This is a genomic window from Pseudarthrobacter sp. Y6, from assembly GCF_050156205.1.
Taxonomy (GTDB): Bacteria; Actinomycetota; Actinomycetes; order Actinomycetales; family Micrococcaceae; genus Arthrobacter.
Window position 1 is genome coordinate 1,735,507 of sequence record NZ_CP189574.1, and the last position, 17,264, is coordinate 1,752,770.

Annotated in this window: 16 protein-coding genes; 15 read left to right on the forward strand and 1 reads right to left on the reverse strand. The window is 64.5% G+C overall.

Annotated elements, in window-relative coordinates; all coding sequences use genetic code 11:
* Positions 1-2: 2 nt before the first annotated feature.
* Positions 3-467 (reverse strand): FMN-binding protein, encoded by a 465-nt coding sequence (locus tag ACQCSW_RS08265; RefSeq protein WP_426990309.1) that lies wholly within the window; start codon positions 465-467, stop codon positions 3-5.
* Between the two features lie 171 nt (positions 468-638).
* On the opposite strand from ACQCSW_RS08265, the gene argS reads away from it, so the two are divergent.
* The 15 genes from argS to atpB all read left to right on the forward strand — a co-directional run bounded on the left by argS (position 639) and on the right by atpB (position 17,208).
* The gene (argS, locus tag ACQCSW_RS08270) at positions 639-2,288 is read left to right on the forward strand and encodes an arginine--tRNA ligase (RefSeq protein WP_426990310.1); all 1,650 of its coding nucleotides are present in this window, start codon (positions 639-641) and stop codon (positions 2,286-2,288) included.
* Between the two features lie 5 nt (positions 2,289-2,293).
* Positions 2,294-3,784 carry a diaminopimelate decarboxylase gene (lysA, locus tag ACQCSW_RS08275; protein WP_426990311.1) on the forward strand — a complete coding sequence of 497 codons (1,491 nt, stop codon included), beginning with the start codon at positions 2,294-2,296 and terminating at the stop codon, positions 3,782-3,784.
* Positions 3,777-5,093 carry a homoserine dehydrogenase gene (locus ACQCSW_RS08280; protein ID WP_426990312.1) on the forward strand — a complete coding sequence of 439 codons (1,317 nt, stop codon included), beginning with the start codon at positions 3,777-3,779 and terminating at the stop codon, positions 5,091-5,093. Before lysA ends, ACQCSW_RS08280 begins: the two co-directional genes overlap by 8 nt.
* Positions 5,094-6,200, forward strand: coding sequence for a threonine synthase (thrC, locus tag ACQCSW_RS08285; protein WP_426990313.1), 1,107 nt, complete (start codon positions 5,094-5,096; stop codon positions 6,198-6,200).
* Between the two features lie 2 nt (positions 6,201-6,202).
* Positions 6,203-7,177, forward strand: a complete 975-nt coding sequence (gene thrB / locus ACQCSW_RS08290; RefSeq protein ID WP_426990314.1) for a homoserine kinase — start codon at positions 6,203-6,205, stop codon at positions 7,175-7,177.
* Positions 7,178-7,475: 298 nt separating this feature from the next.
* Positions 7,476-9,686, forward strand: a complete 2,211-nt coding sequence (gene rho / locus ACQCSW_RS08295) for a transcription termination factor Rho (protein WP_426990315.1) — start codon at positions 7,476-7,478, stop codon at positions 9,684-9,686.
* A 107-nt stretch (positions 9,687-9,793) separates the two neighbouring features.
* Entirely contained in the window at positions 9,794-10,867 is a 1,074-nt protein-coding gene (prfA, locus tag ACQCSW_RS08300) for a peptide chain release factor 1 (protein ID WP_426990316.1), read from the forward strand.
* An 11-nt stretch (positions 10,868-10,878) separates the two neighbouring features.
* A complete protein-coding gene (gene prmC, locus ACQCSW_RS08305; RefSeq protein WP_426990317.1) occupies positions 10,879-11,748 on the forward strand; it encodes a peptide chain release factor N(5)-glutamine methyltransferase in 870 nt (289 codons plus the stop codon).
* A gap of 15 nt (positions 11,749-11,763) precedes the next feature.
* Positions 11,764-12,585 carry an L-threonylcarbamoyladenylate synthase gene (locus ACQCSW_RS08310; RefSeq protein WP_426990318.1) on the forward strand — a complete coding sequence of 274 codons (822 nt, stop codon included), beginning with the start codon at positions 11,764-11,766 and terminating at the stop codon, positions 12,583-12,585.
* Positions 12,582-13,355, forward strand: a complete 774-nt coding sequence (locus ACQCSW_RS08315) for a WecB/TagA/CpsF family glycosyltransferase (protein ID WP_426990319.1) — start codon at positions 12,582-12,584, stop codon at positions 13,353-13,355. Before ACQCSW_RS08310 ends, ACQCSW_RS08315 begins: the two co-directional genes overlap by 4 nt.
* Complete coding sequence (locus ACQCSW_RS08320) at positions 13,352-14,311, forward strand: glycosyltransferase family 2 protein (RefSeq protein ID WP_426990320.1); 960 nt, start codon at positions 13,352-13,354, stop codon at positions 14,309-14,311. Before ACQCSW_RS08315 ends, ACQCSW_RS08320 begins: the two co-directional genes overlap by 4 nt.
* A complete protein-coding gene (locus ACQCSW_RS08325) occupies positions 14,308-15,420 on the forward strand; it encodes an MraY family glycosyltransferase (protein WP_426990322.1) in 1,113 nt (370 codons plus the stop codon). The genes ACQCSW_RS08320 and ACQCSW_RS08325 overlap by 4 nt, the downstream gene beginning before the upstream one ends.
* Before the next feature lie 92 nt (positions 15,421-15,512).
* Positions 15,513-15,995, forward strand: a complete 483-nt coding sequence (locus ACQCSW_RS08330) for a hypothetical protein (RefSeq protein WP_426990323.1) — start codon at positions 15,513-15,515, stop codon at positions 15,993-15,995.
* On the forward strand, positions 15,988-16,326 hold the full coding sequence (locus ACQCSW_RS08335) for a hypothetical protein (protein WP_426990324.1): 339 nt from the start codon (positions 15,988-15,990) through the stop codon (positions 16,324-16,326). Before ACQCSW_RS08330 ends, ACQCSW_RS08335 begins: the two co-directional genes overlap by 8 nt.
* A gap of 81 nt (positions 16,327-16,407) precedes the next feature.
* Entirely contained in the window at positions 16,408-17,208 is an 801-nt protein-coding gene (gene atpB / locus ACQCSW_RS08340) for a F0F1 ATP synthase subunit A (protein WP_354252230.1), read from the forward strand.
* The last annotated feature ends 56 nt before the right edge of the window (positions 17,209-17,264 follow it).

Below are 17,264 nucleotides of genomic sequence, written 5' to 3' on the forward strand. Positions count from 1 at the left end.
GCCTACTGGGCCTCGGCCTTGATCTTGTCCAGGGCCTGGTTGAAGCCGCCGCTGGTGAGCGAGGACCCGGCCACCTTGGAGACCTTGAGTTCGTCGATGCTTTTACCCACAACCTGCGCCGCGATCCCGCCGGCGAATTCGCCCTGGAATTTCCGTGTGTTGGGGCTCGAGTGGTGCTGGGTGATGTTCACGGCCGTGACCGTGCCCGCGGCGAGCGTCAGCTCAACCCCCACGGTTTCGGTGCCATTGGGGGAAACATAGGTGCCGTCGGCGCTGTAGGTGCCGTCCTGATAGACGGAACCGCTGCTGGCCAGCGTTGATGCCGGGCCGGAAGGGGTCGTGGAGGCGCCGGAGGTACTGTCGGAAGTCGGGGCGGGTGTGGCCGACGGCGCGCAGCCGGCCACCGTTCCGGCGAGGGACAGGCCGGCGATCCCGACGAAAACACTCTTTGGGACTGACGGTCTCATATTGGGGCTCGTTTCGTGGGCTGGGTCCTTACGGTGTACTCAACGTCGGATTCAGCGTATTGGTTCACCCTGTGAATCAGCAGTGCGTCCGCTGTGGGGAAAAGTTGTGCGGAAACAGTCACGCACCATGCCGAAATTCGTCCACGTGGCGGCCCCCGGTAGGCTAGAGGGGTGACTCCCGAAGAACTCTCCCTCGCCATATCCGCCTGCCTGAAAGACGCCGTCGCCGCTGGCGAAATCGAGCTTTCCGCATCAGCTGTCCCTGATGAGGTGCGCGTGGAGCGACCGAAGAACCGGGAGCACGGGGACTGGGCCACCAACATCGCCCTCCAGCTGTCCAAGCAGGCCGGCACCAACCCGCGCGAATTCGCCACCATCCTGAGCGCCCGCCTGAAGTCCATCGACGGCGTCTCTGCCGTGGACATCGCCGGCCCCGGCTTCCTGAACATCACCGTGGACGCCGCCGCAGCGGGTGCCCTGGCGAAGGCCATCGTGGAAGCCGGACGGGAATACGGCACCACCACCACGCTCGCTGGCCACGTGGTGAATATGGAATTTGTGTCGGCGAACCCCACCGGTCCGCTGCACATCGGCCACACCCGCTGGGCCGCCTTGGGCGATGCCATCGCCCGCGTGCTGCGTGCTTCGGGCGCGGAGGTCACCGCCGAGTACTACATCAACGACGCCGGTTCGCAGATGAACGTGTTCGCGAACTCGGTCTACTCGCGGCTGCACGGACATCCCGTGCCGGACGGCGGCTACCCCGGCCAGTACATTGCCGACCTCGGCCACGACGTCCTGACCCAGCACCCCGATATCCGCGAACTGACCGAGGTCGCCGCCCTTCCCGTCATCCGCGCCGCCGCCTACAAGGCGCAGATGAAGGACATTAAGGACACCCTCGCCGACTTTGGCGTTGCTTTTGACGTCTACTTCTCGGAGCAGGAACTGCACGACGCCGGCGCCATCGAGAATGCCGTTGCCCGCCTTCGCGAGCAGGGCCACGTATTCGACGACGGCGGTGCGGTCTGGTTGCGCACCACCGACTTCGGGGACGACAAGGACCGCGTGATGATCCGCGCGAACGGCGAACCCACCTACTTTGCCGCGGACGCCGCCTATTACCTCTCCAAGAAGGATCGCGGCTTTACCGAAAAGATCTACCTCCTGGGTGCTGACCACCACGGTTACATCAACCGCCTCAAGGCCATCGCCGCCTGTGCCGGCGATGATCCCGAGGCGAACATCGAGGTGCTGATCGGCCAGCTGGTGTCCGTTAACGGCGCCAAGCTGTCCAAGCGCGCGGGCAACATCATTGAGCTCAAGGACCTCATTTCCTGGCTCGGCAAGGACGCGGTTCGTTATTCCCTGGCCCGCTTCCCGGCGGATTCCCCGCTCACCCTGGATCCTGACCTGCTGAAGAAACACAGCAACGAGAACCCGGTGTTCTACGTCCAGTACGCCCACGCCCGGTCCCGCGGCACTGCCCGCAACGCCGTGGCTGCAGGCGTGGACCGGAGCGCGTTCGACGCCTCCCTGCTGGACCACGCTACGGAAAACGAACTGCTCTCCTACCTGGGCAGCTACCCCTCGATTGTGGCCAAGGCCGCCGAACTGCGTGAACCTCACCGTGTTGCCCGCCACCTCGAGGTAATTGCCGGCGCCTACCACCGCTGGTACGACGCCTGCCGTGTTGCCCCGCAGGGAGACGAACCCGTCACCGACGTCAACCGCACCCGCCTGTGGCTGAACGACGCCACCAGCCAGGTGCTGGCCAACGGTCTGGACCTGCTGGGCGTATCCGCGCCGGAACGGATGTGAAACCCATGTCGGCACAGGAAATTTCAGCGCAGGACACCAACACCGCATCCCCGCTGGCCCCCGAATGGCTCGCCGTTCCCGCGGACCTGAACGCGCTCCACGAGCCCATGTGGGCGCAGGACGTCCGGAAGAACGACGCCGGTGAGCTCGCCATCGATGGCATCGCCGTCAGCGAGCTCAAGGCAAAGTTCGGTACGCCGCTCTTTGTGATGAGTGAGACAGACTTCCGGGCCCGCGCCCGCTCCTTCAAGGACGCCTTTGATGCCGCGTTCGCCGACATCTGCGGGGGAGTGGACGTCTACTACGCAGGCAAGTCCTTCCTGTGCACCGCAGTAGCCGCCTGGGTGGCAGACGAAGGGCTCCGACTGGACACCTGTTCCGGCGGCGAGCTCGCTGTAGCCGCCCGTGCCGGCATCAAGGGCGAAAACCTGGGTCTGCACGGCAACAACAAATCCGACGCCGAGATCAACCGTGGGCTGGATATGAAGCTGGGACGCATCGTGGTGGACAGCCTCGATGAGCTGGACCGCGTCGCCAAGATCGCCTCGGGCCGCGACGAAATAGCCAAGGTCATGCTCCGCCTGACACCGGGCGTGCACGCGCACACCCACGAGTTCATCGCCACCGCCCACGAGGACCAGAAGTTCGGCCTCTCCATGGCCGGGGATTCCACTGAGCAGGCCGGACTGTCAGCAGCGGAGGAAGCTGTGGCTGCGGCCACGGGCTACGCCAGCATCGAACTGCTGGGCCTGCACTGCCACATCGGCTCGCAGATCTTCGAGCCGGACGGCTTTGAACTCGCTGCGCAGAAGCTCCTGCGCTTCCACGCTGCCATGCAGGAAAAGTACTCCATCGTCATGCCCGAGCTGGATCTTGGCGGCGGCTACGGCATTGCCTACACCCCGGTGGACACTCCCCGCCCCGCAGCTGACATCGCGCAGGCGATGGCCGCCGTCGTGCGTTCCACGTGTGCTGAACTGGGGATCACCGCACCCCGGATTTCCATCGAACCCGGACGCGCGATTGTGGGCAGCACCACCTTCACGTTGTACGAGGTGGGCACCCTGAAAACCGTGCGGGTGGACGCTCCGGCCGGCGAAGCGGGCCAGGAGAACGTTACGCATCCCCGCCGCTATGTGTCAGTGGACGGAGGCATGAGCGATAACGCCCGCCCGGTGCTCTACGACGCGGATTATTCGGCGATTCTGGCCTCCCGTACGTCCGCCGCGTCCCCGCAGCTGTCCCGCGTGGTGGGCAAACATTGCGAGAGCGGCGACATAGTTGTTAGAGATGTATATCTGCCCGAGGACGTGGCAGCCGGTGATCTGCTTGCTGTACCGGGGACCGGCGCCTACTGCTGGGCCCTGTCAAGCAACTACAACTATCTGGCCCGGCCGGGCGTTGTCGCGGTGCGCGGCGGATCTGCCCGGCTGATTGTCCGCGGGGAAACCGAAGAAGATCTGCTTAACCGCGACATGGGAGTGCCGAATGACTGAATTGCGAACCCTGAAAGTAGCCCTGCTGGGCTGTGGCAACGTTGGGGCACAGGTTGCGCGGATTCTCATTGAGGACGCCGACGCCCTTGCCGCCCGTACCGGGGCGCGCCTGCAGCTCAGCGGCATCGCGGTGCGCAACGTCAATGCCAAGCGGGACGTGGACCTGCCGCAGGACCTCTTCACTACCGACGCCGACACATTGGTCAAGGACGCCGACCTGGTGATCGAGCTCATGGGCGGGATCGAGCCTGCCCGCACCCTGATCCTCTCCGCGCTCCGCAACGGCGCCTGTGTTGTCACCGGCAACAAGGCCCTGCTCGCCCAGGACGGTCCCACCCTCTACGAAGAGGCCGACAAGGCCGGCGTGCAGCTGTCCTACGAGGCGGCCGTGGCCGGTGCCATCCCCATCCTTCGCCCCATCCGGGACAGCCTGGCCGGCGACCGCATCACCCGCGTGCTGGGTATCGTCAACGGCACCACCAACTTCATCCTGGACCAGATGGACTCCACCGGCGCCCAGTTCGCGGACGCCCTCGCCGAGGCCCAGCGCCTCGGTTACGCGGAAGCTGACCCCACCGCCGACGTCGAAGGCCACGATGCTGCAGCCAAGGCCGCCATCCTGGCCTCGCTGTCCTTCCACACCCGCTTTGCACTGGAGAACGTCCACTGTGAGGGCATCACGTCCGTCAGCGCGGCGGACATTGCCGCGGCCAAAGACGCCGGCTTTGTCATCAAGCTGCTGGCCATCGCCGAAAAGCTCACCGATGCCGACGGCGGCGAAGGCGTTTCCGTGCGCGTGCACCCCACGCTGCTGCCGCGCGAGCACCCGCTGGCCGCCGTTCGTGGCGCGTTCAACGCGGTCTTTATTGAGGCGGAAAACGCCGGCGAGCTGATGTTCTACGGCCAGGGTGCCGGCGGAACTCCGACGGCGTCTGCCGTGCTGGGTGACCTCGTTTCGGCCGCCCGCCGCATTGTGCTGGGTGGCCCTGGACGCACGGAGACCACCACGGGCCATGTCCCGGCGCTGCCCATCGACGCGGTCATGACCAGCTACTACATCGGCCTGGACGTTGCTGACCAGCCTGGCGTGCTGGCCCGGATCGCCCAGCTCTTTGCGGAGCATGGCGTGTCCATCGAAATCATGCGGCAGACCATCCACCGGGACGCAGAGTCCAATGTGGAGTCGGCCGAACTGCGGATCGTTACGCACCGCGCATCAGAGGCTGCCCTCGCAGCCACCGTCGAGGCCGTCAAGGGCCTGGACGTCATCAATTCAGTGACATCCGTTCTGCGGGTAGAAGGAGTCTAAGTGGCTCACCAATGGCGCGGAGTTATCCGCGAATACGCCGACCGTCTGCCCGTAACGGAATCCACCAGGGTCATCACGCTGGGCGAGGGCGGCACTCCGCTGGTCTACGCGCAGAAACTCTCCGAGCTCACCGGGTCCACGGTGTACCTGAAGGTCGAGGGGATGAACCCCACCGGTTCGTTCAAGGACCGCGGTATGACCATGGCCATGACGGCCGCCGTTGCGTCCGGTGCCAAGGCAGTGGTGTGCGCGTCCACCGGCAACACCTCGGCTTCCGCTGCCGCCTACGCCACGGCAGCGGGACTGAAATGCGCCGTGCTGGTCCCCGAAGGCAAGATCTCCATGGGCAAGCTGAGCCAGGCCATCGCGCACGGCGCCACGCTGCTCCAGGTGGACGGCAACTTCGATAACTGCCTGGATATTGCACGGAAGCTGGGGGAGTCCTACCCGGTGTTCCTGGTCAACTCGGTCAACCCCGCCCGCATCCAGGGTCAGAAGACGGGCGCGTTTGAGATTGTCGATTCGCTCGGCGATGCTCCGGACATCCACGTCCTGCCCGTAGGCAACGCCGGCAACATCACCGCGTACTGGAAGGGCTACAAGGAATACTCGGCGCCGTTCGAATCCGAAACAGCCGGAACGTTGCCTGCCGTGTCCACCAAGACCCCCCAGATGTGGGGCTTCCAGGCAGCCGGCGCGGCACCGTTCGTGGCGGGGCACCCCATCACGGAGCCGGACACCATTGCCACTGCCATCCGGATCGGCAACCCGGCATCCTGGGACGGTGCCATCGCGGCCCGTGACGAGTCCGGCGGATTCATCGACGCCGTGACTGACGAGCAGATCCTGGATGCCCACCGCTGGCTGTCCGCCCGCGAAGGCGTTTTTGTGGAGCCCGGCTCCGCCGCCGGTGTGGCCGGCCTGCTCAAGAAGCACGCCGCCGGTGAAGTTCCCACCGGCAAGACCATCGTCATCACTGTTACCGGCCACGGCCTCAAGGACCCCCAGTGGGCCCTCCGGACCGAGGACGGCAGCGAAGTGCAGCCCGTCAAGGTCTCCAACGACGTCGTGACCGTCGCAGCTGAACTGGGACTGGAAGAAAAGTAGCTTTGGAAGCCTCCTCGCCCACCGCCGTTGATGTGCCCGTCATCGAAGCAGGACAGCGCGTCACCGTCAGGGTGCCCGCCACCAGTGCCAACCTTGGACCGGGTTACGACAGCCTGGGCCTTGCCCTGGCTCTGCACGACACCCTGACTGTGGAAAGCCTCGAATCCGCTGAGCTCGTCTTCGAGCTCAGCGGCGAGGGGGCGGACACGCTGCCGAGGGACGCCAGTCACCTGGTGGTCAGGGCGATGGAGGCTGCCTTTTCCCGGCTGGGCTACCGGCACGGCGGGCTCAGGATTACGGCGACGAACGTCAACCCCCATGGCCGCGGCTTGGGATCATCCGCATCGGCCGTGGTGGCGGCCGTCTCGGCTGCCAACGCCATGGTGCCCGAAGCAGCGCGTCGCGGGCGGGACTGGATCCTGCAGTTGACCAGCGAGATGGAAGGCCACCCGGACAACGTCGCGCCCGCGATTTTCGGCGGACTGGCGCTGTCATGGCAGGACAGTGACCAGTACAGCAGCACGTGCGCTACCGTGGCCGGTTCCGTGATTCCCATCGTGGCTGTTCCCGATTTTGAATTGTCCACCGAGGCCGCGCGCGCCCTTCTACCGGCGTCTGTGGGCCATCATGCCGCGGCCATGAACTCCGGACGGGCTGCGCTGCTGATCCATGCACTGACCCAGAAGCCCGAGTTTCTGCACGCCGGCACGGAGGATTACCTTCACCAGAGCTACCGCGCCGAGGCGATGCGCCCCAGCGCGGCCCTCATCAGGGCGCTGCGCAACGCGGGCCACGCGGCAGTGGTTTCGGGTGCCGGACCTACGGTCCTGGTTCTCGCCGACGGCGAAGCCGAAGCCGCCGACGTGCTTGGGTTTATTGAGTCCTTTACAGAGGCGAACACGCCGGGCATCGGCTGGCGCGTGCTGAAGCTGGCAGTGGACGTCGAAGGTGCTAAGGTGGACTTGCACCGGCGGTAATTCCGCCTATCTGATCGGCAGCTGCATTCAGTTGTTAGTGATCTCCTACTGCGCAATATTTTCCGGTGCCACCTGCTTGGTCTGTCGCAGGAATCTGCAGCTGAATTGTCTGCCCCTGAACCGTCAGCCCGGCGCCCCGCCATTAATCGGTGCGTGAGGTGAATCAGTATCCGGCCCTGCTGGCCGAAATCCAACCGGCAAGACCGAAAATGTCGGCTGCAGATCTGAACTGCAGCCCAGATCAAAATCATCGCGTCCAGCTCCCAGTCTGGACGCCGTCGAGGGGGAAGGATCCTTCGTGACCGAAACCACTGAGCTGTCTTCAGCTGTGGAACTATCAACTTCTGCTGCCGGATCGTCAACGGCCGCACCCGCCAAGAGCAGTGGCCTTGCCGGCCTCAAGCTCGCCCAGCTGCAGGCACTTGCCAGCCAGCTGGGGATTTCCGGTGGATCCCGCATGCGTAAGGGGGATCTGGTGACCGCCATTTCCGCCCATCGCGCAGGCACGTCAGCCAGCAAGGCCCCGGCCAAGGCTGCCGAAAAGGCGACCGAAAACCACGTAGCCCCGGCCGCTGCCGCACCGGTGGCTGCCGCAAGCGAAACCTCGGAGGCCCCGGCCGCTGAGGGGACCCGTGCCCGTGGCCGTGGACGCAGCCGCCGCGCCGTCAGCGATGGAGTGGTCGCGGCACCCGCCGCGGCAACAGCCGCCGAAGCTCCGGCCGCTGCACCCGTTGAGGCTCCGGCGTCGGCGCCCGTTGAGGCCGGTGCAGCAGCTGAAGGCGAACGCCGCCAGCCGCGCACCCGCAACCGCCGCCGCGGCGACGCGGCCGCCACGTCAACGCAGGCAGAAGCTACTGAGGCTCCGGCCGAGCAGCCCGCCGCTGAACAGCGTCAGGCTGACCGCACCGAAACCCAGCGTGCCGATTCCCAAGGTGCCGAATCAGGCGACGGCCAGCGTGCTGACCGCCGCGAGGGCGGCCGCACCCGTGGCGCCCGTGACACCACGGCCCGCGAGACCACGGCTCGTGACACCACGGCTCGTGACACGACCGCCCGCGAGACCACTGATGGTGGCCGCGACAACGCAGGTAGCCGTGACGCCGGCCAGCGTGAAGGCACCCGCCGCGATGACAGCCGCGACAACACCCGCGACAACGACGATTCTGACGGCGGAAGCCGCCGGAACCGCCGGAACCGCCGCGACCGGAACGACCGCAACGACCGCTCCGGTGGCGGCCAGGAGAGTCGGGACAACTCCCGCAACGACCGTTTCCGCGACCGCAATGACCGCCGTCGGGGCCGTGCGCAGGGACCGGACGTCGACGACGTCGAGGTCACTGAGGATGACGTCCTGCTGCCCGTCGCCGGCATCCTGGACGTGCTTGAGAACTACGCGTTCATCCGCACCTCCGGCTACCTGCCGGGCCCGAACGACGTTTACGTCTCCCTGGCCCAGGTCAAGAAGTACAACCTGCGTAAGGGCGACGCCTGCGTCGGTGCCATTCGTGCACCGCGTGAAGGCGAAGACCGCAGCCAGCAGACTGCACGCCAGAAGTTCAACGCCCTGGTCCGCGTCACCTCCGTCAACGGAAAGACGCCGGACGAGCTCAAGGACCGCGTCGAATTCGCCAAGCTGGTTCCGCTGTACCCGTCCGAGCGCCTGCGCCTCGAGACCGACCCCAAGAAGATCGGCCCCCGCGTCATCGACCTGGTTGCCCCGATCGGCAAGGGCCAGCGCGGCCTGATCGTGTCCCCGCCGAAGGCCGGCAAGACGCTCATCCTGCAGTCCATCGCCAACGCCATCACCATCAACAATCCTGAGGTCCACCTCATGATGGTGCTCGTTGACGAGCGTCCCGAAGAAGTCACGGACATGCAGCGGACCGTCAAGGGTGAGGTCATTGCCTCCACCTTCGACCGTCCCGCCGATGACCACACCACCGTGGCCGAGCTCTCCATCGAACGCGCCAAGCGCCTGGTGGAAATGGGCATGGACGTGGTGGTCCTGCTGGACTCCATGACCCGCCTGGGCCGTGCCTACAACCTGGCAGCACCGGCCTCCGGCCGTATCCTGTCCGGTGGTGTCGACTCCGCTGCGCTGTACCCGCCGAAGCGTTTCTTCGGTGCAGCCCGCAACATCGAAAACGGCGGCTCGCTGACCATCCTGGCAACCGCTCTCGTGGAGACCGGTTCCAAGATGGACGAGGTCATCTTCGAAGAGTTCAAGGGCACCGGCAACATGGAGCTGCGTCTGTCCCGCCAGCTGGCGGACAAGCGGATCTTCCCGGCCGTGGACGTCAACGCGTCCGGTACGCGCCGCGAAGAGAACCTGCTTTCCCCCGAGGAAGTCAAGATCATGTGGAAGCTGCGCCGTGTCCTTTCCGGACTCGAAACGCAGCAGAGCCTTGAGCTGCTGACCAACAAGATCCGGGAGACCGGGAGCAACGTCGAGTTCCTCATGCAGGTCCAGAAGACAACGCTTGGTGCGAAGTCGGATAACGACAAGTAGCTGCGCTCACCGCTCAAAATATGCCGGCCTGGTGGCCGGCATATTTTGGGCGGTTCGTCGTTAAGTCACGTGAAACTAGACTTGTAAGAGTCGAAAGAGGTTTTGAAATGTTTGAGTCCGTACAGGGCCTGCTTGATGAGCATGATGCTATCCAGGCGCAGTTGGGGGATCCGGCTGTTTATGCTGACCAGCGGGTGGCCCGGAAGCTGGGGCGGCGTTCTGCGCAGCTCAATGGCATCGTGGAGGCATACAACAAGTGGCATGCCCTGGAGGACGATCTCGCCGCGGCGAAGGAGATGGCTGCGGAGGACCCTGAGTTCGCTGCCGAAGTGCCTGAGCTGGAGGTGGCCCTGGAGGCTGCTTCGGCCAACCTGCGCCGGCTGCTTATTCCGCGGGACCCTGACGACGCCCGCAACGTGATCCTTGAGGTCAAGGGCGGCGAAGGTGGCGACGAAGCCGCACTGTTCGCCGGCGACCTCTTGCGCATGTACACCCGGTACGCTGAATCCCGCGGCTGGAAGACTGAACTCATCTCAGCCAACGAATCCGATCTCGGTGGCTACAAGGACGTCCAGATGGCCGTCAAAGGCAACTCGAACGATCCTGCCGAGGGCGTCTACGCGCGGCTCAAGTTCGAAGGCGGCGTCCACCGCGTGCAGCGTGTGCCCGTCACCGAATCCCAGGGCCGCATCCACACCTCTGCCGCCGGTGTCCTGGTCCTTCCCGAAGTTGACGAGCCCGAAGAGCTGGACATCAACCAGAACGACCTCAAGATCGACGTCTACCGCTCCTCGGGTCCCGGTGGCCAGTCCGTGAACACCACGGACTCCGCTGTCCGTATCACGCACCTTCCCACCGGCATCGTGGTGGCCATGCAGAACGAGAAATCCCAGCTGCAGAACCGCGAAGCAGGCATGCGCGTGCTCCGCGCCCGCATCCTGGCGCACCAGCAGGAAATTATCGACGCCGAGAACTCGGCCCAGCGTAAGTCCCAGATCCGCACCATGGACCGTTCGGAGCGCATCCGCACGTACAACTACCCGGAAAACCGGATCGCGGACCACCGCACCGGCTACAAGGCATACAACCTGGACCAGGTCATGAACGGTGACCTGGAACCGGTCATCCAGTCCGCCATCGAGATGGACGAACAGGCACGCCTGGACGCCATCGGCGACTAGCCCCGGCGCCCATGACACTCGGGTCGGAGCAGTCCCTCGCGGCTGCCGTCAGCGAGGCCACGGCGATCCTCCGGGACGCCGGGGTCCCCAGCCCCCGCGTCGACGCGGAACTCCTGGCGGACCACCTGCTCGGTGTAGGGCTCGGCAGGCTCCGCGCGATGATGCTGGGGGACACTCCAGCACCTGTTGGCTATGCCGAACTTGTTGCTGAACGGGCCCAACGGATCCCGCTGCAGCACATCACCGGCGTGGCGCATTTCAGGTACCTGGAGCTTGCGGTCGGGCCGGGGGTTTTTATCCCCCGCCCGGAAACAGAGTCCGTTGTGCAACTGGTCATCGACCATGTCAAGGGCATGGCGCACCCGCGGATTGTGGATCTGGGAACGGGGTCGGGCGCGATCGCCGGCTCCATTGCCCACGAGGTGCCCGGCGCCGAAGTCCACGCCGTGGAGTACAGTCCGTTCGCCCATGCCTGGGCAGCCAGGAACCTGGCGCCCCTGGGCGTCAAACCGGTGCTGGGCGACCTCCGCAACGCGCTGCCGGAACTCAACGGAACCTTCGACGTCGTGATCTCCAACCCGCCGTATATTCCCGCAGAAGCCATCCCGAATGAACCCGAAGTTGCCCTGCACGATCCCCCCGAAGCCCTATACGGCGGGGGTGCGGACGGCATGGAACTTCCGACGGCGGCGGCCGCCTCGGCTGCCCGGCTGCTGGTTCCCGGCGGCTACTTCGTAATGGAACACGCGGAAGTCCAGGCCGGCTGGATCGCTGGCATGATGCAGCGGACGGGTGCCTGGGCGGAGATCACCACGCACCTGGACCTCAACGGCAAGGAACGCGCCACCAGCGCCGTCCTTGCCGGTCCGCACCACGAGTGATGAAAGAATAGGCCAGTGACCACAACCTACAACTGCACGTCAGAGGATCAGCGCGCCCTTGGCCTGGAGCATGCCCAGCGTGCCATCGGCGAAAAGAAGTGCGTGGTTTTCCCCACGGACACGGTCTACGGGATAGCCGCCGATGCCTTCTCGCCGCAGGCCGTCACCATGCTGTTGGCCTCCAAAGGGCGCAGCCGCACCATGCCGCCGCCCGTACTGATTCCCCGGATCAATGCGCTGGACGGCCTGGCCACAGATGTTTCCGCTGATGCCCGTAAGCTCGCAGAGGCGTTTTGGCCCGGGGGTCTGACCTTGATCCTGCACGCCCAGCCGTCATTGGACTGGGACCTGGGTGAGACCCATGGAACAGTGGCCCTACGCATGCCTGCCGACGAAGTGGCCCAGGAACTCCTGACGCTGACCGGTCCGCTGGCTGTGTCCTCCGCCAACCGGACCGGCCAGCCGCCGGCGCAGACCGCCGCGGAGGCACGGGCCCAGCTCGCGGAGTCCGTGGAGGTCTACCTCGAAGGCGGTTTCCGGCCTGTGCAAGGAACTGACGCCGTGCCCTCCACGATTGTGGATGCGACCGGGACGCTCCTGCGCGTGGTGCGCAACGGCGCCGTGTCCCTGGAGGAGCTCCGGGAGCATGTTCCGGGCGTATTGGGCCTGGGCGAAATTCCGATGGCTGAGCCCGGGGAAGCCGCCGTGACCGAGGAGGCCGCAGAGGCTGCAGGAGCCACAGCGGCCGAAGTGGCCAAGGAAACCGAAGAAGCCGGGGAAGACGCACCTGCCACACGGGAGTCTTCAGCGCCCGCCGAGAAGGATCCGGAGGCATGATCGTTGGCCGCGACCGCCTAAGACTCCTGGACATCGAGGTCACTGCGCTGCCCGAACACCGGATGGCAGAAGTCCTCGGCGATCTGATTGCCGCGGGGGGCCGACGCACTGTTGTCGGTCATAACCTGCACAGCTGCTACCTCTATCACACGCTTCCCGGCTTCAAGGCGCTGTACGACTCCGCAGACGTTGTGCTGATGGACGGCGCACCGGTATACGCGACCTGGAAGCGGCAAGGAACAGCCGCGGCGGCCGATTCCAGCTTCCGCGTCGGTTCCACGGACTGGATCAAACATCTGGCGTCCGTGACCGGCCTTGACCGGCTGGCCGTGGTGGGGACCAATAGCCTCAGCAATGCGGAGGCCTGCCGCCGGCTGGGGATGCAATTGCCCCAAACAGAGGTTCTGGGCCTCGCCGGGGAGAACTGGGGCCCGGGCCGCGAACACGCCGTCGTCGAGGAACTTCGGGCTTTCCAGCCGAACCTCGTCCTCGTGGGATTGGGGATGCCGTTGCAGGAAACCTTCCTATGGCAGCGCCGCGGCGATCTCCCCGACGCGGTGTATGGTGCCGTGGGCGGAGCGCTGGACCAGGTTTCCGGCCACCAGCGGCTCGCCCCACGGTGGCTGGGCCGGCTGGGCTTTGAATCGCTATGGCGTCTCATTCACTCACCCCGGAGGGTATTCGGACGCGTGTTCATTGAGCCCTGGAAGCTGGCCGCTGTCCTGGCCAGCCGGAAATTTCAATCCACGGATACAGGGGCCAACAAATGACCAAGAACGTCGTCGCCGTGGTTGTCACGTACAACCGGCGGGACCTCCTCGAGACCACGCTCCGAGGCATCACCTCCGGAACAGTTCTGCCTTCCACTATCGTCATCGTCGACAATGCGTCCACGGACGGCACCCAGGGTTTCCTGGCCGCGTATGCCGGACCGGTTCCCACGGACACCGTCAGGCTCCCGCAGAACATGGGTGGGGCCGGCGGGTTTGTGGTAGGCATGGAGCGCGCGGTCCTGGACCATGCAGCAGACTATGTCTGGATCATGGACGACGACACGGAACCGCAGCCCCGGACGCTTGAAGAAGCCCTTTCAGCTTCACAGGCCTACGCTGCTGAAGCCGGTGGGGAGCCCAGTTTTATTGCCAGCCGTGTGGTCTGGACCGACGGGCGGGACCATCCGATGAACCGAATGCGTCCACGGCTGGGTGCCAGCGAGGACGACCGCGGGATCGCGGGCCGTGCCGGGGGAGTGCAGATCAGGACCGCGTCTTTCGTCTCGATCCTGATCGAAGCCGGGCAGATACGACACCATGGACTTCCCATTGCCGACTACTTCATCTGGAATGACGATTTGGAGTACACAGCTCGGATCTCCCGGGCCAGCAATGCCATCTGCGTTGAAAAGTCCGTGGCGAACCACCACACGAAGTCCATTGAGGACGCCAGAGCTGATCCTGGTGCGCGCTTCTACTACGAAGTGCGGAACAAACTTTGGGTCTACACACGTTCAGCGGCGCTCACTCCATGGGAGAAGGTGCTGTACTCAGGCGCCTCCGCCCGCAACTGGACCCGGACAATAGCCGGCTCACCGAACAAGCTCCTGCTCATCAAGGGACTCCTGCGCGGGCTGCTGCATGGAATGAAGGCGCCCCGGAGCAACGAGCAGGTCCTCAGCGGAATCTATCCGCTCCGCGATGTGCGGCGTGCAGGGGGACCAGTCACATGATTATGTACCTCCTTATGGGGCTGACGGCTGCCATTGTGTCCTACGGGGCCACGTGGGTTGCCCGGGTCATCGGCAACCGACTTGAACTCCACGCCCCCATCCGCAGCCGAGACATGCATTCGACGCCGATATCCCGGCTGGGCGGTGTGGCCATCTTTCTTGGCGTGCTGGTGGCCCTCATCGTGGCCAGCCAGTCCTTCTTCGTCAAGGACATCTACCGGAACAACTTCTCGCCATGGGGCGTACTGGCGGGCGCGGCGCTGATCGTGCTCGTGGGGATCGCGGACGACCTCCTGGACATCCGTTGGTGGGTGAAACTCATCGGCCAGAGCGCCGCAGCCATGGTGGTGGCCATCTGGGGAGTCCGGATGACCATTGTCCCGTGGGTTCCGGAGCCGATCTACCTGGAGAACGAACTGCTCCGGGTGGTGCTGACGGCCGGGCTCATCGTTACCACCATGAACGCCTTCAACTTCATTGACGGCCTCGACGGGTTGGCCGCCGGCGTGGCCATCATCGGTGGAACTGCCTTCTTCTTCACGGCGTACTGGGTGCACCGGAACGCCGTCCTGTTGGACTACTCGGACCTGGCCACCCTCCTCACCGCCGTCGTCGTTGGCAGTTGCATCGGTTTCCTGCCGCACAACTGGTTCCCGTCCAAGATCTTTATGGGCGATTCCGGTGCCATGCTGATCGGCCTGCTGATGGCGGCCGCCGGCATCATCTCCACGGGCCAGATCACCTCAGGGCTGTACGACCGCGCCAACGGTATCTCCACCGTCATACCGATTCTGCTGCCCTTCGCCGTGCTGTTCCTGCCATTGCTTGACCTGGGCCTCGCCGTCGTCCGCCGGACGGCGCGGGGACGTTCGCCATGGTCCGCAGACCGCGGCCACCTCCACCACAAGCTGCTGGAAATCGGCTACTCGCACCGGACGGCCGTGATCCTGATGTACCTCTGGACCGCCATCCTGTCCTTCGGGGGATTGGCTTTTGCAGTCTTCCCCTGGCAAGTTGTATTGGCCGCGGACATCTTCGCCACGCTGGTCATGGGCCTGATTACGGCCTGGCCATACCTGCGCCGCCACAGTGACCAGTCGCCGGCGTAACAGCGTTCGGACTCATTTCTATCTCGTGTAGAATTTAGGGGCAGCCCAAGCTGCCCTCCACCCAGCCCCAGGGCGCCGACGATTGGGATCTTATGAACTCCAACGCCGAATCCGGACGTGCGTCCGGCAGCGGACCCGTTGGTGTTTCCGGTCCCACGCGGTCCCTGTGGCTTCGCCTCCTCGCACTCAGTTCAGCTGCCGGTGCAGGCGCACTGATCCTGGCGGGCATCCCGGCTGTGATCCTGAACGGCCCCAGCGGCGTCCTGTCCAGTACTTTGGGCGGCCTCCTGGTGATGCTCTTCTTCTCCATCAGTCTTCTCGTGGGCCACTTCATGGGGCGCAACAACCCCTCCGGTGCCATCGGAATGTTCGTGGCCACCTATTTTGTCAAGGTAGTGGGCTTTGCGGTTGTCCTGTTTGTGATCGGAGCACCTGCCTGGCTTCACGGACAATGGTTCCTGATTGGTGCCGTTGCCACTGTCGTCTTCTGGCAGGCCGCCGAAATCTACGGCTTCAGCACGGCGCGCCTGCAGATTTACAACGACCCCGAGCCCAAGGAGCCGAACGATGTCTGATCGGAAACGAACAGCGAAAAACAGTTCCTCCGTGCCCAAGAACGCTGCTCCCACGCCGGGGGTGTCGGACGAAAACAACGACGGCGGATACAACGCCGGAATGGCCGTCTTTAGCTACATTATTGGCGGAATCATCGTCTGGAGTTTGATAGGGTGGGGTCTGGATTATCTGTGGGGAACCCGCTGGATCGTGCTCGCAGGCGCTCTGCTTGGAGCTCTCGGAGGTTTCTATCTTTCCCACATGCATGGCCTTACCAGTTCCAGAACCACGGCCGGTAAGAGCAGCGCAGACAGCGGCCCGTCCGCGGACGGAAACACAAATGCCAAATAATTTCACAGGGGGAGCTGCGGAGAATAAATCCGCGGGTCCTCGACCAACGCCCAATGATGGACACTGCAGAGAGGAAACGCGTTGATCGCGCTTGCGCTCCCGGCCCAAGATTCAGGACCTTTTACGCCTCCTGGAATTGAAGAAATGCACCTGCCGGCAATCCTGCCGTGGGGGGCGGCGGACGGATTCTCCAAGCAGATGCTGCTGGTAATCCTTTCGGTCGTCATTATCGCCACATTCTTTCTGCTAGCTGCGCGGAAGCAGCAGCTTGTCCCCGGCAAGCTCCAGTTTGCTGGTGAAATGGCCTACGGCTTCGTGCGTAACAGCATTGCCAAGGACATTATCGGCGGCAAAGACTTTATGAAGTACGTCCCGCTGTTGTTCAGCCTCTTCTTCTTTATTCTGGTGAACAACATTTATGGCGCCATCCCGGTGATCCAGCTCCCGAGCTTCTCGCACGTCGGCGGCGCCTACGTGCTGGCCGGGATCGTGTACGTCACCTGGATCGCCATCGGCGTCAGGAAGAACGGCCTGAAGTACTTCAAGCTGGCCACCGTGCCGTCCGGAGTGCCGTTCTACATCCTCCCGATCGTCATTCCGATCGAGATCATCTCCAACTTCCTGGTCCGCCCCGTCACGCACAGCCTCCGTCTGTTCGCGACCATGCTGGCCGGCCACCTGATCGTGATGATCGCCGGTTCCGGCATCGAGTACCTCGTCATGCAGGAGAACGTGCTCCTTAAGGGCACCTCGGTCCTCGTGCTCGGCGGTGCGATTGCCATGTACATGCTTGAAGCGCTGATCATGGCGTTGCAGGCTTACGTGTTCACCCTGCTGACCGCCATCTACATCGAAGGCGCCCTGCACGCGGATAGCCACTAGGCACCCAAAAAACTTCCCCTCACGGGGGATGAAGTACACCAAACAACCTGCCACAC

Coding starts and splice junctions, on each gene's coding strand:
- ACQCSW_RS08265 (WP_426990309.1), bottom strand. CDS start 467: ATGAGACCGTCAGTCCCAAAGAGTGTTTTCGTCGGGATCGCCGGCCTG.
- ACQCSW_RS08320 (WP_426990320.1), top strand. CDS start 13,352: ATGACCAAGAACGTCGTCGCCGTGGTTGTCACGTACAACCGGCGGGAC.
- ACQCSW_RS08280 (WP_426990312.1), top strand. CDS start 3,777: ATGACTGAATTGCGAACCCTGAAAGTAGCCCTGCTGGGCTGTGGCAAC.
- ACQCSW_RS08315 (WP_426990319.1), top strand. CDS start 12,582: ATGATCGTTGGCCGCGACCGCCTAAGACTCCTGGACATCGAGGTCACT.
- prmC (WP_426990317.1), top strand. CDS start 10,879: ATGACACTCGGGTCGGAGCAGTCCCTCGCGGCTGCCGTCAGCGAGGCC.
- ACQCSW_RS08330 (WP_426990323.1), top strand. CDS start 15,513: ATGAACTCCAACGCCGAATCCGGACGTGCGTCCGGCAGCGGACCCGTT.
- ACQCSW_RS08335 (WP_426990324.1), top strand. CDS start 15,988: ATGTCTGATCGGAAACGAACAGCGAAAAACAGTTCCTCCGTGCCCAAG.
- lysA (WP_426990311.1), top strand. CDS start 2,294: ATGTCGGCACAGGAAATTTCAGCGCAGGACACCAACACCGCATCCCCG.
- ACQCSW_RS08325 (WP_426990322.1), top strand. CDS start 14,308: ATGATTATGTACCTCCTTATGGGGCTGACGGCTGCCATTGTGTCCTAC.
- prfA (WP_426990316.1), top strand. CDS start 9,794: ATGTTTGAGTCCGTACAGGGCCTGCTTGATGAGCATGATGCTATCCAG.